Here is a 15,059-nt window from a genome sequence, read left to right on the forward strand (position 1 = left end):
CCTCAGTCGATCGGCCACGGGCATGCTGCACCGCGAAATCTCCTTATCCTGTTGTCACAGGAAGTTCAATTTGTCCGACCGACTGAGAGAAAAATATGGCGCCTCAGGTTATCAGCCCGAGGCGGAACGCGAGCGCCACGACGTGCTGACGGTTCTTCGCATTCAGCTTGTCCTGGATCCCGTTCATATACCAATCCACCGTATGGTTCGAAATCTTGAGAATCCGGCTGATGTCGTTCGACGTAAGACCATCAGCCAGATAGTTCAGGACCTCCATTTCGCGACGCGTCATGCGCGTTTCGACCTTGCTGACGGACTCGAGTTCGCCCGATTGGCGCCGCAACTCCATCAGCCGCCAGAAGGCCTTCCTTGCAACGGCTTCGAAGAGCGTCATCTCGACCGGCGAAAGCTCTACGGGTTTCCCGCCGACGGTCATGTTGCCGAGAAGGCCGTTACGACCGTGGATCGGAAAGATATAGCCGTCTTCTAAACCGAAACGTTGGGAGTCGGCCATCATCCGCTCCATACGCTTGCGATGGGGGTCGCCGCGAAAAACCGATATCGTGTCGCGCCACCGAAAGCCGCGTTGCGCCTGGCCGAGGTAGCGAACGGTCGGATCGATGAGAACGTACTTCTTTGCGATGTAAGTCTCCGGCCACCGCTCGGGCCAGCGGCCTGCCAGCACCAGTTTCATCGGGTTCTCGTTTGGTTTCGGCTGGCGGACTATACCGTAATAGTCGAACTGATAGTGATTCAGCAGCTTTTCCAGCTCCGCCGTCAGATCCTCGGCATTCTTGCATTCGTCAGCCACGACCAGGAACTGAACGATCCGGTTTATGCTCATCTTTATCCCCTCTGACGCGCCGCGGCACCCATCGTGGGGAATGCCTTCGGATATTTCCACGAGCTCTTGTATCGTGCGGTGAAGCTAGACTACCAGAATCGGTTAGGACACCCTTAATTACGACATGCAAAATCTTGCCATGCAATCGAAAACTGGCTAGCGGAAAACCGCTGACTTATAGTCGCTATTGCCGAAATTACGCCCGACAGGTCCGGTTAAGCTGGAACACACGGACGCTCCCCCGTTCGACGAAGGGCTGCAACGATTTGTCCCTCGTCGGAAGGCGCGAACTAACGGTATACGGCTACGCGCACGAACTGAGAGAACACCATTGTCTTTGCTTCAAGTCTATATAAAAGCGCTGCGATATCTCGCAACCTATCGGATGAAGGTCGCGCTGGTCGTCGTCGCCAACATCATCTTGGCCGTCATAACGATCGTGGAGCCGGTGCTTTTCGGACGGATCGTGGACGCGATCTCGGAAAAGCGAGATGCCAGCAGTATTCTCATACTGTGGGGATGTTTCGGCGTATTCAACACCATCGCATATGTGTTGGTTGCCCGTGAGGCTGACCGCCTGGCGCATGGTCGCCGTGCCGACCTTCTCACGGAAGCCTTTGGGCGCATCATCTCTATGCCGCTCAACTGGCACCATCAGCGCGGAACCTCCAACGCGCTCCACACCCTGCTTCGCGCGAGCGAGACCCTCTTCGGGCTCTGGCTCGAGTTCATGCGCACACACCTCGCGACGGCCGTTGCGCTGGCGCTTCTGGTTCCGACGGCGCTCTCGATGGACTTCCGCCTCACGATCGTGCTGGTGGTGCTCGGGGTGCTTTACATGATCATCGGCAAGACGGTGATGAACCGCACAAAAGAGGGCCAGGCCTCGGTCGAGAGGCACTATCACACCGTCTTCTCACATGTGAGCGACTCGATCAGCAATGTCTCGGTGGTACACAGCTACAACCGTATCGAAGCTGAAACACGGGCGCTGAAGCAATACGCCGAACAACTGCTGGCCGCCCAATACCCGGTCCTCGATTGGTGGGCGATTGCCAGCGCCCTGAACCGCATTGCATCGACGATCTCCATGCTGCTCATCCTGGTCGTCGGGACGATTCTTGTTCAAGCGGGCGAACTGAAGGTCGGCGATATCATCGCCTTCACCGGTTTCGCGGGTCTTCTGATCGGACGCCTGGATCAGATGCGCGCCTTCGCGACGCAAATCTTTGAAGCCCGAGCGAAGCTGGAAGATTTTTACCAGCTCGAAGACTCGGTCCAGGAGCGCGAAGAACCCGCGGGTGCCGGCGAACTTGCCGATGTTCGGGGCGACGTCGAGTTCCGCAACGTGTCTTTCGACTTCGCCAACACCACACAGGGCGTCCATGACGTTTCCTTCAAGGTGAAGGCCGGCCAGACGATCGCGATCGTCGGGCCGACGGGCGCCGGAAAGACGACTCTGATCAACCTTCTTCAGCGCGTGCACGAGCCACAGGCCGGGAAGATCTTTATCGACGGCGTTGATATTTCTACCGTCACCCGCAAGTCTCTGCGCCATACGATTGCGACTGTCTTTCAGGACGCGGGCCTGCTCAATCGCTCGATCAGCGAGAACATTCGGATCGGGCGTGAGGATGCCACCGACGAGGACGTCATGAAGGCGGCGGAGGCCGCTGCAGCGGCCGAATTCATCGACAGCCGTCTGGCGGGCTACACCACACAAGTCGGCGAGCGCGGCAACCGCCTGTCGGGCGGTGAACGTCAGCGCATCGCGATCGCGCGGGCGATCCTCAAGAATGCACCGATTCTCGTGCTTGATGAGGCGACGAGTGCACTCGACGTCGAGACCGAAGCACGCGTCAAGGCGGCCATTGACCGGTTGCGCAAGGACAGGACAACCTTCATCATCGCGCACAGGCTTTCAACGGTTCGCGAAGCCGACATCGTTCTCTTCCTCGACCACGGCCGGATCGTTGAAAAGGGCGGCTATGATGAGTTGAGCGCCGGCGGCGGCCGCTTTGCCGCGCTGCTGAAAACCAGTGGCCTGCTGACGGAAGAGAAGAACGTCTGAAATACGCCGGAAAGCGGTGGCTGCCGCCTCGCCGGAACAGCAGGTTTCCAGGGAGAACGACTTGCAGGGTTATTCTTTTGATCTCACCGGCCGGACGGCACTTGTCACCGGCTCCTCGCGCGGCCTTGGTTATGCCATCGCCCGGGCGCTCGGCCATGCCGGCGCAACCCTCGTGATCAATGGGACCAACACGGCACGCCTGGAGGAAAGCGCCGCCAGCCTGAGAGCCGACGGCCTTTCCGTCAGAACTGGCGCCTTCGACGTGACAAACGAGGAATCGGTGGTCGGGGCCTTCGCCACGCTGGACGCCGAGGGGCTGGAGGTTGACATCCTTGTGAACAATGCCGGCATCCAGCTTCGCAAGCCGATGGTCGAGCTGTCGCTCGACGAGTGGCGCTCGGTCATCGACACCAATCTCACAAGCGCCTTCATCGTCGGACGCGAGGCAGCCAAACGCATGATTCCGCGCGGGCGCGGCAAGATCATCAACATCGGCTCGCTGATGAGCGGTCTCGCACGGCCGACCATAGCGCCCTATACGGCAGCCAAGGGCGGCATCAAGATGCTGACCCAGGCGATGACCGCCGAATGGGCGGAACACGGCATCCAGGCCAACGCAATCGGCCCCGGCTACATGCTGACCGACATGAACCAGGCCCTGACCTCCAATCCGCAATTCGACGCATGGGTGAAGGCGCGGACTCCGTCGCGACGCTGGGGCAAGCCTGAGGAACTCGTCGGCACGGCGATCTTTCTCGCCTCCTCCGCGTCCGATTACGTCAACGGCCAGATCATCTACGTGGACGGTGGCATGAGCGCCGTCATCTGAAGCCGGCTAAGGATACTGTGCCCCGCCGGCGAACGTTAGTGGTTATGCCGTGGCAGCTTTTCGGCCAGTTTGCGGAACTCCGGTGCTCCTTCGATCACCGCACCGTCAGACAGCTGGGTCACTGTCTTGCGATAAATCATCTGCCAGGGCGTCGCGTCCGGAGGCACCGCGGGCAGACCTTCCGTTTTGCGTCTTGCGATCTCGGCATCCTCCACAAGTGCATCACAACGGCCATTGTTGAAATCGATGCAGATGACGTCGCCATTCCTGAGCCAGGACAGCCCGCCGCCCGCCGCACTTTCGGGGGACGCGTTCAGGATCGAGGGACTGTCGGCCGTTCCAGACTGACGGCCGTCGCCGATCGTCGGCAGGCTCATGATGCCGCGCTTGAGGAGAGCGTCCGGCGGCTGCATGTTGACGACCTCGGCCGAACCCGGCCATCCACGCGGTCCCGCACCACGGATGACGAGAATGGTGTTCTCGTCGATTCCGAGCTCCGGATTGTTGATATTGCGGTGGTAGTCCTCGGATCCGTCGAATACCACCGCCTTTCCTTCGAATACGCCTTCGCGTCCCGGATCACGAAGATAGCGGGCGCGGAATTCTTCCGAGACGACGCTCATCTTCATGATGGCGAAATCGAAGAGATTGCCCTTGAGGACGAGGAAGCCGGCGCGCTCCTTGAGCGGCGCGTCGAACGAACGGATCACCTCGCGGTCACATGCCTCCCTTCCTTCAAGATTTTCCGCCATCGTCTTGCCGGTCACCGTCGGACAGCCGCCGTCCAGCTTGCCGGCTTTCAGGAGTTCCCACATGACAGCAGGGACGCCCCCCGCACGATGGAAACGTTCGCCGAGATAGGCGCCGGCCGGCTGTACATTGGCAAGAAGCGGGATGTCGTAGCCGTGGACCTGCCAGTCCTCCGGATAGAGCTCGACTCCTGCGTGCTTCGCCATCGCTGCGAGATGCGGCTGTGCATTCGTCGAGCCGCCGATTGCCGAATTGACGCAGATCGCGTTGAGAAAAGCTTCATGGGTAAGGATATCGGAAGGCTTCACGTCTTCGAGCACGAGTTCGACGGCGCGGCGCCCGGTCCGGTATGCCATCTGCCCACGTTCGCGGTAAGCCGCCGGAATGGCGGCACAACCAGTCAACGACATGCCGAGCGCCTCGGCCATGGCGTTCATGGTCGAGGCGGTTCCCATCGTGTTGCAATGGCCGACCGAGGGCGCGGAATCGAGCGCGGCCTCCAGAAACTCCTCGCGCGAGATCTCGCCCGCCGCATACTTGCGCCGCGAGCGCCAGATCACGGTGCCGGAGCCGACGAGATCACCGTCGTGCCATCCGTCGAGCATCGGGCCACCGGAGAGCACAATCGCCGGAATATTGACGGTGGAAGCGGCCATCAGAGAGGACGGTGTGGTCTTGTCACAACCCGTCGTGAGGACGACCCCGTCAAGCGGATAACCATAGAGGATCTCGACGAGGCCGAGATAGGCGAGGTTGCGATCGAGCGCTGCCGTGGGCCGCTTGCAATTCTCGAACAGGGGGTGAGTCGGAAACTCGATCGGAATACCCCCGGCATCGCGAATGCCGTCGCGGACGCGGCGGGCAAGTTCGAGGTGGTGGCGATTGCAGGGATTGAGATCACTGCCGCTCTGGGCGATCCCGATGATCGGTTTTCCGGACCTCAGTTCCTCCGGCGTGATGCCGTAATTCATGAAGCGCTCGAGGTAGAGCGCCGTCATGTCGGCATGGTCCGGGTTGTCGAACCAATCCTGCGAGCGCAATCTGCGCCGTTCCTTCTTGTCCTCGGTCATGTCTTCTCACCTTATGCCTTGTGTCCGTTCAACCGTTCGAGGTGGAGAAGCAAGGCACTGTGATCCTGCTCTCCGCCGCCGGCAGCGACGAATTCGGAAAACTCGCTTCGAACCCGCTCCGTCAGCGGCAGCTCGAGCGAATACTGGTCGGCCATCGACATGACCGCGTCGAGGTCCTTCAGCTGCAGACGCGAGGGGCCGCCTGGTTTGAAGTCGCGGGCGATCATCCGGGCACCGTGCAGTTCCAGGATCCGGCTTTCGGCGAACCCTCCGCGTATTGCCTCTCGGAACCTCTCCCGGGAGGCCCCGCCAGCCTCGACCAGCACCATCGCCTCGGCCACCGCGCCGATCGTGATCGCGACGATCTGCTGATTGGCGAGCTTGCAGATTTGCCCCGCACCGCTCGGACCGACATGGGTCACCCGACCGAGCACGGCGAAGACGGCCGCGAGACGCTCAACGACTGCCGCATCCCCGCCGGCCATGATCGCCAAGGTGCCGGCTTCTGCTCCGGCGACACCTCCAGAAACGGGTGCATCGAGATGGTGTATCCCGCGCGCCGCAAGCCGCGCCGCGTGGTCTTTCGCGATCGGCGGTGCGATCGAACTCGTGTCGACCAGAACGGTGCCGGGACGAAGGGCGTCCGCACAACCGGACGTGAAGAGAACTTCCTCCACCGCGTTACCGTCGCTCAACATCGTGAACGCGACGTCGACGCCGCGCGCAGCATCCACCGGCGTTGCAGCGACATCTGCGCCTGCCGAACGCAGCGCCTCCGCCTTCGACATGTCCCTGTTCCAGACCGTCACCTTGAAGCCGGCACCAAGCAGGCGCCGAACCATCGGCGCCCCCATCAGACCCGTACCGAGAAAAGCGATACTCGGAAGCCGATTGTGGCTGGTATCGATCACAGCTTTCCTCCCATCTCGTCTTCGATGTGAACGCGAATGATCTCATCGAACGACTTTTCGGCGACAAAGCCAAGAGCCGTCGCGCGCTTGGCCTCGAAGCCCGGCGCCCATCCGGCAACCATCTTCATGATCATCTCGTCCGGCTCACGTCGGATAAGCCGGACCGCCTTCTCGCCGGCAACTCGCCGGAGTGCCTCGATCTGCTCGCCGACGGTCGCACTCAGGCCCGGCATGGAGAGGTTCCGGCGGGGCCCGACCTTTTCGAGATCGATCGTGGCACCATGAACGAGGAATCCCACGGCCGAGCGCGGTGAAGCGTGCCAGTGGCGGACATCCTCGCTGACGGGCAGGACGGCCTCCTGTCCGGCCAGAGGCTCACGCAGAATGCTCGAAAAGAAGCCGGAGGCAGCCTTGTTCGGCTTTCCAGGCCGGATGCATATCGTCGGCAGCCGGATTCCGATTCCGTCAAAAAAGCCGCGACGGCTGTAGTCGGTCAGCAACAGCTCACAGATGGCTTTCTGCGTTCCGTAGCTGGTGAGCGGCGTCGAATGGAAGTCATCGGGAATGGGATAGGGCAAGGGCGCACCGAAGACGGCGATCGACGAGGTGAAGACGACACGCGGCCGATAGCCCTCATTGTTATTGGCCTCCCGAATCGCGTCGAACAGGTAACGGGTGCCGTCGAGATTGATACGATAACCCTTGTCGAAGTCGAGCTCGGCCTCGCCGGAAACGATCGCCGCAAGATGGAAGATAACGTCAGGCCGTGCAGCTATGAGTCTTCCCGCCGCGCCGGGAGCCGACAGATCGGCGACCTCGGTTACGACCCTGCCGGCGTACCCGGCAGGGCCTTCCGGCGCCACTACGTCCGCCAAGGTCATTGCCTCGATCGGATGACCTCCGAGGCTGCCTGACACAGCGAGACGGGCCGCGAGCTTGCGCCCAACCATTCCTGCTGCACCGATGATAAGAACGTGCATGAAGACTTCTCCTCCAGGGCGCACCAGATCGCGCATCAAATTATATTGTAAGGTTGTCTGATAACCTTATATGATCCGCTTGAGAATAGACTATTTGCTCCGCTGAGCCATACCCGAAGATCATGAAGGCCCGAAAATGCACAGCTCCTATACCACTGCCGATCTGCAGGCTGCTCTCCGTGCCCGCATGGGCGATGCCGCGATCCTTACCGAGGCGGCGGAAATGTTGCCCTTTTGCCGCGACTGGCACGGCGACGTCACCAGCAATGCTGTTGCGGTGATACGACCCCGCTCGACTGCCGAGGTGTGCGAAGCAGTCCACGTCTGTCGGGAGCTCGGCCTCTCGATCGTTCCGCAAGGTGGCAACACCGGCCTTGTTCTCGGCGCCATCCCGGATCGACCGGAAAGTCAGGTGATCCTGAGTCTGGAGCGGATGAAGGCCGTGCGCTCCGTCGACCCCGACGACTTCTCGATGGTCGTCGAAGCCGGATGCATCCTTGCCGAGGCGAAAGAGATTGCTGCTTCAAAGGGCATGTTCTTTCCTCTTGCACTCGGAGCACAGGGCAGCTGCCGGATCGGCGGCAACGTCTCGACCAATGCCGGCGGCATAAACGTTCTGCGCTACGGGATGACGCGGGAGCTGGTGCTCGGCCTGGAGGTCGTACTACCGGATGGAACAGTCTTCGACGCCCTCTCCACGCTCAGGAAGGACAACCGCGGGATCGATCTCAAGCAATTGTTCATTGGCGCGGAAGGTACGCTCGGCATTGTCACCGCCGTCGCCGTCAAGCTGACGCCCTGTCCTGATAGTGTGGCCACCGCCCTTCTCGGGCTGAACTCGCTGGAAGACGTCATGCAACTGTATCGGCGTGCGCGCCGCGATTGTTGTGATCTCATGTCCGCCTTCGAATTCATGCCTCCCATTGCCTTCACGCTCGCCCGGGAGGCCATGCCCGATCTCGCAATGCCGATCGGCGGAGACTGCCCCGTCTATGTGCTGATGGAAATTTCCGGCTCGGGCCTCGTCGACGTGGACGAATTGATGCAACGTTTCCTGGAGAATGTGCTGGAGGACGGACTGGTGATCGACGGCGTCGTCGCCGCTTCCGCCGCCCAGGCACGCAACCTGTGGCTCTTCCGGGAGGGAATGAATGAAGGTCAAGCGAGACGCGGAATGCATTTACGCACGGATATCTCGGTGCAGCTATCGCGCCTTCCCGATTTCGTGAGGGAAGCCGAGGCTGCCGTCGCGGCCGCCGCACCGGATTGCATCTGCGTGTCATACGGCCATGTCGGTGACGGTAACGTGCATCTGAACGTTATGCCTCCATCGGGATTATCGGCGGCCGAACGATCGGTTCGCATCCACACAGCCAAGAAGGTGATCAATGCCGTGCTCGGCCGCTATCACGGCAGCATCAGCGCGGAGCACGGCATCGGTCGGCTGAAGCGCACCGACTTCGAGGAGCGGTTGTCCGATGTTCAGCGCCACCTGCTGACCGCGATCAAGAAGGCCATTGATCCGGCAATGGTCATGAATCCCAGATGCCAATTGAATTTGGGGGAATTATCGTAGAATAAGCGAGGATTGTTCGGGAGGTAGTGTTTTCCATGGCGATAGACTTCAGCCAGATCAGGCGAAGCGAGCATCTACCGGCGCGGATTGCGACCCATATCGCACGCGAGATCGGTGAGGGCCGCATCAAACCGGGCGACAAGCTGCCGACCGAGCACATTCTGGCCAAGGCGTTCGGCGTCAGCCGATCGGTGGTGCGCGAGGCGATCGCGCAATTGCGCAACGAAGGGCTCGTCGAGACACGGCAGGGCGTCGGCGCCTTCGTGAGGGATATGCATACGCGTCCGACGATCCGGATCGAACAGGAAGAGCTCGTCGACCGCGAGAGTTTCCGAAGCCTCTTCCAGCTCCGCATGCCGCTTGAGATCGAGGCCGCCGGCCTCGCCGCGGTTCACCATGACTCCGAGGATATGAAGCAACTCAACGCTGCGCTCGATCTGATGACCGGAGCCGAAAAATGGACCGAGCAAGGCATTCTCGCCGATCTTGCGTTCCATCGCGCCCTCGCCGCCGCGACCCACAACGAATACTTCCCCCTTTTCATCGGCTTTATCGCCGAGCGGATCAGCCATGCTATCAACGCGGCACGTGCAACGGCCGTGCTCGAGGAGATCGTCGAGGTGACGATTGCCGAACATGTGGTGATCCGCGACGCCGTCGCGCTGCGCGATCCGCTGAAGGCACGCGACGCCATGCGCCAACACCTGCTTGGTGCTGCATCCCGGCTCGATCTCACACTCGAGACCTTCTAGCGGACAGCAGCGGCAGCTTCCCGCAGCAGATCACGCAAGCTCCGCCGTTCTTGACCGTCGGACCGTGCCGTGATCGGACCCGGCAACTTTCCCGCCCGGCGCTTCTTTCCACGCTGGACACGAGCAACACAGAGTAATAAAAGATCAGCGGTAATGTTGTCTGACATCCTGACAATACGGCAACGAACCGCTTCGGAGGGCGGTCCGATGAAACGGGAAGCTGGGGAGGAACAAGAATGAACATTGATCGTATCCTTCATGCGGAGACCATCCTGCCGGAGGAGGCCGATGCTCTGCTGGTTGGTCGCGTTTGGTCGAATGCCGCCGGCGGCCCCTGCCCGGTCCTCGTCTCGAGCGGCCGAATTCTGGATCTGACGTCGCTGGCAGCCACAATGGTGTCACTGCTCGATATCGAGGATCTGGTCGCGAGATTGCGCGAGCCGAAGACCTTCCCCGACCTCGGATCGCTCGACGATTTTCTGTCCGGCCGTGAAGGGGCCCTGCTTGCCCCCGTCGACCTACAGGCAATCAAGGCCGCCGGCGTAACCTTCGCAGACAGTATGCTGGAGCGGGTGATCGAGGAGCAGGCCAAAGGCGACCCGCTCCGCGCTCAGGAAATCCGCTCGCGCCTGGCTCCGGTTCTCGGAGACAGCCTGCGCGGTCTCGTCGCGGGTTCGCCGCAGGCTGCCAGCGTGAAAGCCCTGCTGCAGGAGATGGGTCTGTGGTCCCAGTATCTCGAGGTCGGTATCGGACCCGACGCCGAAATTTTCACCAAGGCACAGCCAATGTCCGCGGTGGGCTGCGGCGCACTTGTCGGCCTTCACCCGATCTCCTCCTGGAACAATCCGGAACCGGAAGTCGTTCTCGCCGTTCGGACCGACGGGCGGATCGTCGGTGCGACCCTCGGGAATGACGTCAACCTGCGCGATGTCGAGGGACGGTCGGCACTCCTGCTGGGGAAGGCCAAGGACAACAATGCCTCGTGTGCGATCGGGCCGTTCATCCGCCTGTTCGATCAGACCTTCACACTCGACGATCTGCGGCGGGTGAAGGTCTCGCTGAACGTGCGGGGCGAAGATGGTTTCGAGATGTCAGGTGAAAGTCCGATGGAGGCGATCAGCCGATCCCCCGAAAACCTGGTGTCCCAGATGCTGAACCGCAGCCATCAGTATCCGGATGGCGCAGTGCTCTTCCTCGGCACGATGTTCGCTCCTGTGAAGGACCGCCATGCCCCGGGCCTCGGGTTTACCCACGAAATCGGCGACCGCGTCGAGATTTCGACGCCGAAACTTGGTCGTTTGGTGAACTGGGTGGAACGCAGCGACGCCTGCCCGGAATGGACCTTCGGCACGACTGCCTTGATCCGCAATCTGGCCGCCCGTGGTCTTCTGGATAAGGTTTGAGGGCCATGCAGAAGATAATCGATACATTCTATCGCTTCCTGGAAATGCTGTTGATCTTCTTTCTGTCGGCGATGGCGGTGATGGTCTTCGTCAACGTGGTCATGCGGTATGGCTTCAACTCCGGTCTCAACGTCTCTGACGAGCTCTCGCGCTATTTCTTCGTCTGGCTGACCTTCGTTGGCGCCGTGGTGGCATTTCGCGAACACGCCCATGTCGGCGTTGAAACCCTGGTCATGCTGTTCGGCCGCAAGGGCCGGATCATCTGCATGATCCTCTCGAACATCATCATTATCGCGGTATCGGCGATCTTCTTCTGGGGCACGTGGAAACAGGCGCCTATCAATGCCAGCATGACCTCGCCCGTAACCAAACTGCCGATGATCTGGGTTTACGGAATCGGCTTCTTCACCGGCGCCGGCGTTGTTCTGATCGCGCTCGAACGACTGTTCCGCCTAGTGACCGGCCGCGTCACCGAAGAAGAGATCGCCGCTTTTGCAGGCGAGAACACGTCCCTCGAGCATCTGTCGGAGCGCGCCTGATGACCTTGGTCGTGTTCATTGTCTCGCTGCTCGGCGCCATGGCGGTCGGCGTCCCGGTGGCCTTCGCATTGATGTTCTGCGGCGTCGTGCTGATGTGGTTCATGGGCATGTTCAACACCCAGATCATCGCCCAGAACATGATCGCCGGCGCGGACACCTTCACCCTGCTCGCCATCCCCTTCTTCATTCTCGCGGGCGAACTGATGAATGCCGGCGGCCTGTCGCGGCGCATCATCGATTTTGCCATTGCCTGCGTCGGTCACATCCGCGGCGGTCTCGGCATTGTCGCGATCATGGCCGCAGTCATCATGGCCAGTATTTCGGGCTCCGCGGCCGCCGATACGGCAGCGCTCGCCGCCATCCTCATTCCGATGATGGCCAAGGCCGGCTACAACGTGCCGCGCTCCGCCGGCCTCATTGCCGCCGGCGGCGTCATCGCCCCGGTCATCCCGCCGTCGATGGCCTTCATCGTCTTCGGCGTCTCCGCCAACGTGTCGATCACCCAACTGTTCATGGCCGGTATCGTGCCGGGCCTGATGATGGGCAGCGCGCTGATCGCCACTTGGCTCATCGTGGTGCGCAAAGACAAGGTCGAGGCCCTGCCGCGCGCTCCGATGAAGGAACGTGTTCGTGCCACCGGCCGGGCACTCTGGGCGCTGGGCATGCCGGTCATCATTCTCGGAGGCATCAAGGCCGGCGTCGTTACCCCGACGGAAGCGGCCGTCGTCGCGGCAGCCTACGCCCTGTTCGTGGGCATGTTCATCTACCGGGAACTGTCGCCCAGGGAACTACCGCATGTCATCCTTCAGGCAGCCAAGACGACAGCCGTCATCATGTTCCTGGTGTGCGCGGCGCTCGTCTCGGCATGGCTGATCACAGCGGCGAATATTCCCGCTGAAATTACTGGCTACATCGAGCCCCTCATCAACCGCCCGACCCTGCTGATGATCGTCATCATGCTCGTGGTGCTGGTCGTCGGGACAGCGCTCGACCTGACCCCCACGATCCTGATCCTGACACCCGTGCTGATGCCGATCATCAAGCAGGCGGGGATCGACCCGGTCTATTTCGGCGTCCTGTTCATCATGAATACCTGCATCGGCCTGCTGACCCCGCCCGTTGGAGTGGTGCTGAACGTCGTCAGCGGCGTCGGCCGCGTGCCGCTCGGCAAGGTGACGGTGGGCGTAGCGCCCTTCTTGGTCGCGCAGGTCGCCGTTCTCTTCGCCCTGGTCCTGTTTCCGGATCTGGTCCTCGTACCTGCTCGCTGGCTGCACTGACAGCGACCTGAACCTGCAACTTCATCCAACTCAATGGGAGGAATCCATGAGAAATCTGCTGCTGACCACGACTGCCATCGTCTTTGCATGCTCTGCCGCCGTGCCGGCGTTCGCCGAATACAATGACCGCAATATTCGTGTTTCCAACGGGATCAATGCCGACCACCCGGTCGGCAACGGCATCGAAGCGATGCAGAAATGCCTCGACGAGAAGTCCGGCGGCAAGCTGAAGCTGACGGCCTTCTGGGGCGGCGCGCTCGGTGGCGATCTGCAGGCGACACAGGCGTTGCGTTCCGGCGTGCAGGAAGCGGTCGTGACCTCTTCGTCGCCCCTCGTCGGCATCGTTCCCGCGCTCGGCGTCTTCGATCTTCCGTTCCTCTTCACCAGCAACGAGGAAGCGGACGCCGTGATGGACGGCGAATTCGGCCAGTTCCTCAATGAAAAGCTCGAAGCGGCAGGCCTCGTGAACCTGGCGTACTGGGAGAACGGCTTCCGCAATCTTTCGAACTCAAAGAAGCCGGTGACCAAGTGGGAAGACCTGGAGGGCATGAAGGTCCGCGTCATGCAGAACGACATCTTCCTCGACACCTTCCAGAATTTCGGTGCCAATGCTACACCCATGGCGTTCGGCGAAGTCTTCTCCGCGCTCGAGACTAAGGCCATCGATGCACAGGAGAATCCGTACGTTACGATCGACACGTCGAAGTTCTACGAAGTGCAGAACTACGTCAGCGAGACCAAGCACGCCTACACGCCCTTCCTGTTCCTCTTCTCAAAGGCAATCTTTGATACCTACACGCCGGACGAGCAATCGGCCCTTCGCGAATGTGCGGTTGTTGGCCGCGACGTGGAGCGGAAGGTCATCCGCGAACTGAACCAGAAGTCGCTTGAGAAGATCAAGGCAGCCGGCGTCGAGGTCAACACACTGTCCCCCGAAGAGTATGCCCGCATGCTCGAGAAGTCGCAGGTCGTCTATGAAAAGCACAAGGACGAGATCGGCGCCGACGTCGTCGATCGTGTCCAGAGCATCCTGGCGGATATGCGCAAGAAGTAAGTAAGAACCTCCTCCCTGGAGTATGGACCCGCGTGAATCCCTCGTTGAGGGTGCACGCGGGTTTTCTCATTCGGGGATAGCAGGAAGAACAGCGTCCCGCTTCTTGAGCTGTCGCTCGCGGAAGAAGATGAAGAGACCGGAGGCGACGATCAGCCCCGCGCCAATCATCATGCTCATACGGGGCACGTCGCCGAAGAACATCCATCCGAAAACAACAGCCCAGAGAAGCAGCGTATACTGAAGCGGCGCGACCGTCGCAGCGTCGGAGATCTTGAGGGCGCGATTGACGAGCATGTGCGCCGCCATGGCTACGATACCCAACAGGCCGAGCAAGAGAAGATCGCGAACCGAGGAGACCGGCGCCCAGTCGAATGGGGAGAATGCGATACCGGCGAGGCCCGCGCCCACGATCTGGAAAAAGACGAGCGCACGGTCGGGAGTCTTGCGGAGGCCGCGCCCCGACAGCATCATGAACGCGAAGGCGGCACTGCCGACGATCGAGATGAGCGCAGGCAGTGTGAACATCGCCCGTGATGGCTCCAGTGCGATGATGACGCCGAAGAAGCCGATCGCGATCGCGCTCCAGCGCCGCCATCCCACTTTCTCGCCCAGCAGTAGCGGCGAGGCCGCCGCGACATAGATCGGAGCGGCTAGCCAGTAGGTCATCACGTCGGCCAGCGGCAGATACATGACGGCGTAATAGAAGCAGAGAATCTCGACGGTCGAGAAGACCACCCGAAGGATTTGCATGGACGGCCGCTCGATCTTCGACGGCGACGGGATGCCATGCTTCCAAAGGAAGGGCGAGAGGACGAGAAGAGCCGCAATGCTGCGGATAAGCACCACCTGACCAAGGCCATAGCTGGAGAGAAGCCACTTGCCCATGGCATCGTTCAGACCGAACAGAAGCATGCCGAGCAACATGACCAGGGGCCCGGCGATGGCAGGCATGCGGGTGGCGGACGAAAGGGTGGGGGGCGTTGACATTCTATCCTCTGCTGTG

13 protein-coding genes are annotated in these 15,059 nt (G+C 61.1%); 8 read left to right on the plus strand and 5 right to left on the minus strand.

The genetic code is table 11. From position 1 onward, the window contains the following. Positions 1-103: 103 nt before the first annotated feature. Entirely contained in the window at positions 104-844 is a 741-nt protein-coding gene (locus tag NHF53_RS20065; protein ID WP_112686316.1) for a LuxR family transcriptional regulator, read from the minus strand. Positions 845-1,175: 331 nt separating this feature from the next. Here NHF53_RS20065 and NHF53_RS20070 point away from each other — a divergent pair, with 331 nt between their 5' ends. Further along, entirely contained in the window at positions 1,176-2,915 is a 1,740-nt protein-coding gene (locus tag NHF53_RS20070; protein WP_252835761.1) for a glucan ABC transporter ATP-binding protein/ permease, read from the plus strand. Positions 2,916-2,976: 61 nt separating this feature from the next. Beyond that, a complete protein-coding gene (locus tag NHF53_RS20075) occupies positions 2,977-3,744 on the plus strand; it encodes an SDR family oxidoreductase (protein WP_252835762.1) in 768 nt (255 codons plus the stop codon). 35 nt (positions 3,745-3,779) lie between these two features. On the opposite strand, the gene NHF53_RS20080 is transcribed toward NHF53_RS20075, so the two are convergent. The 3 genes from NHF53_RS20080 to denD are packed head-to-tail and all read right to left on the minus strand — an operon-like array spanning position 3,780 to position 7,455. Beyond that, a complete protein-coding gene (locus tag NHF53_RS20080; RefSeq protein WP_252835763.1) occupies positions 3,780-5,564 on the minus strand; it encodes an IlvD/Edd family dehydratase in 1,785 nt (594 codons plus the stop codon). A gap of 11 nt (positions 5,565-5,575) precedes the next feature. After that, positions 5,576-6,475, minus strand: a complete 900-nt coding sequence (locus NHF53_RS20085; protein WP_308218688.1) for an NAD(P)-dependent oxidoreductase — start codon at positions 6,473-6,475, stop codon at positions 5,576-5,578. Next, entirely contained in the window at positions 6,472-7,455 is a 984-nt protein-coding gene (gene denD, locus NHF53_RS20090) for a D-erythronate dehydrogenase (RefSeq protein ID WP_252835764.1), read from the minus strand. The genes NHF53_RS20085 and denD overlap by 4 nt, the downstream gene beginning before the upstream one ends. Positions 7,456-7,591: 136 nt before the next feature. On the opposite strand from denD, the gene NHF53_RS20095 reads away from it, so the two are divergent. The 6 genes from NHF53_RS20095 to NHF53_RS20120 all read left to right on the plus strand — a co-directional run bounded on the left by NHF53_RS20095 (position 7,592) and on the right by NHF53_RS20120 (position 14,056). After that, on the plus strand, positions 7,592-9,031 hold the full coding sequence (locus tag NHF53_RS20095) for an FAD-binding oxidoreductase (RefSeq protein ID WP_252835765.1): 1,440 nt from the start codon (positions 7,592-7,594) through the stop codon (positions 9,029-9,031). 35 nt (positions 9,032-9,066) lie between these two features. Continuing rightward, complete coding sequence (locus NHF53_RS20100) at positions 9,067-9,783, plus strand: FadR/GntR family transcriptional regulator (RefSeq protein WP_252835766.1); 717 nt, start codon at positions 9,067-9,069, stop codon at positions 9,781-9,783. A gap of 236 nt (positions 9,784-10,019) precedes the next feature. Beyond that, positions 10,020-11,186: a fumarylacetoacetate hydrolase family protein gene (locus NHF53_RS20105; RefSeq protein WP_252835767.1), complete on the plus strand. Its 1,167-nt coding sequence runs from the start codon at positions 10,020-10,022 to the stop codon at positions 11,184-11,186. Between the two features lie 5 nt (positions 11,187-11,191). Further along, positions 11,192-11,725 (plus strand): TRAP transporter small permease, encoded by a 534-nt coding sequence (locus NHF53_RS20110; RefSeq protein WP_114362808.1) that lies wholly within the window; start codon positions 11,192-11,194, stop codon positions 11,723-11,725. Next, the gene (locus tag NHF53_RS20115) at positions 11,725-13,002 is read left to right on the plus strand and encodes a TRAP transporter large permease (protein ID WP_114362807.1); all 1,278 of its coding nucleotides are present in this window, start codon (positions 11,725-11,727) and stop codon (positions 13,000-13,002) included. The genes NHF53_RS20110 and NHF53_RS20115 overlap by 1 nt, the downstream gene beginning before the upstream one ends. Positions 13,003-13,048: 46 nt before the next feature. Next, complete coding sequence (locus NHF53_RS20120; RefSeq protein ID WP_252835768.1) at positions 13,049-14,056, plus strand: TRAP transporter substrate-binding protein; 1,008 nt, start codon at positions 13,049-13,051, stop codon at positions 14,054-14,056. Between the two features lie 66 nt (positions 14,057-14,122). Here the strand turns inward: NHF53_RS20120 and NHF53_RS20125 are convergent, their stop codons facing one another. Beyond that, positions 14,123-15,043: a DMT family transporter gene (locus tag NHF53_RS20125; protein ID WP_252835769.1), complete on the minus strand. Its 921-nt coding sequence runs from the start codon at positions 15,041-15,043 to the stop codon at positions 14,123-14,125. Between the last annotated feature and the right edge of the window lie 16 nt (positions 15,044-15,059).

It is taken from the genome of Ciceribacter sp. RN22, from assembly GCF_024054295.1.
GTDB classification, from domain to species: domain Bacteria; phylum Pseudomonadota; class Alphaproteobacteria; order Rhizobiales; family Rhizobiaceae; genus Allorhizobium; species Allorhizobium lividum.

What these genes read in the sequence shown, in the direction of transcription:
- NHF53_RS20120 (WP_252835768.1), top strand. Translation starts at nt 13,049, where the DNA reads ATGAGAAATCTGCTGCTGACCACGACTGCCATCGTCTTTGCATGCTCT.
- NHF53_RS20125 (WP_252835769.1), bottom strand. Translation starts at nt 15,043, where the DNA reads ATGTCAACGCCCCCCACCCTTTCGTCCGCCACCCGCATGCCTGCCATC.
- NHF53_RS20080 (WP_252835763.1), bottom strand. Translation starts at nt 5,564, where the DNA reads ATGACCGAGGACAAGAAGGAACGGCGCAGATTGCGCTCGCAGGATTGG.
- NHF53_RS20065 (WP_112686316.1), bottom strand. Translation starts at nt 844, where the DNA reads ATGAGCATAAACCGGATCGTTCAGTTCCTGGTCGTGGCTGACGAATGC.
- NHF53_RS20095 (WP_252835765.1), top strand. Translation starts at nt 7,592, where the DNA reads ATGCACAGCTCCTATACCACTGCCGATCTGCAGGCTGCTCTCCGTGCC.
- denD (WP_252835764.1), bottom strand. Translation starts at nt 7,455, where the DNA reads ATGCACGTTCTTATCATCGGTGCAGCAGGAATGGTTGGGCGCAAGCTC.
- NHF53_RS20115 (WP_114362807.1), top strand. Translation starts at nt 11,725, where the DNA reads ATGACCTTGGTCGTGTTCATTGTCTCGCTGCTCGGCGCCATGGCGGTC.
- NHF53_RS20100 (WP_252835766.1), top strand. Translation starts at nt 9,067, where the DNA reads ATGGCGATAGACTTCAGCCAGATCAGGCGAAGCGAGCATCTACCGGCG.
- NHF53_RS20105 (WP_252835767.1), top strand. Translation starts at nt 10,020, where the DNA reads ATGAACATTGATCGTATCCTTCATGCGGAGACCATCCTGCCGGAGGAG.
- NHF53_RS20110 (WP_114362808.1), top strand. Translation starts at nt 11,192, where the DNA reads ATGCAGAAGATAATCGATACATTCTATCGCTTCCTGGAAATGCTGTTG.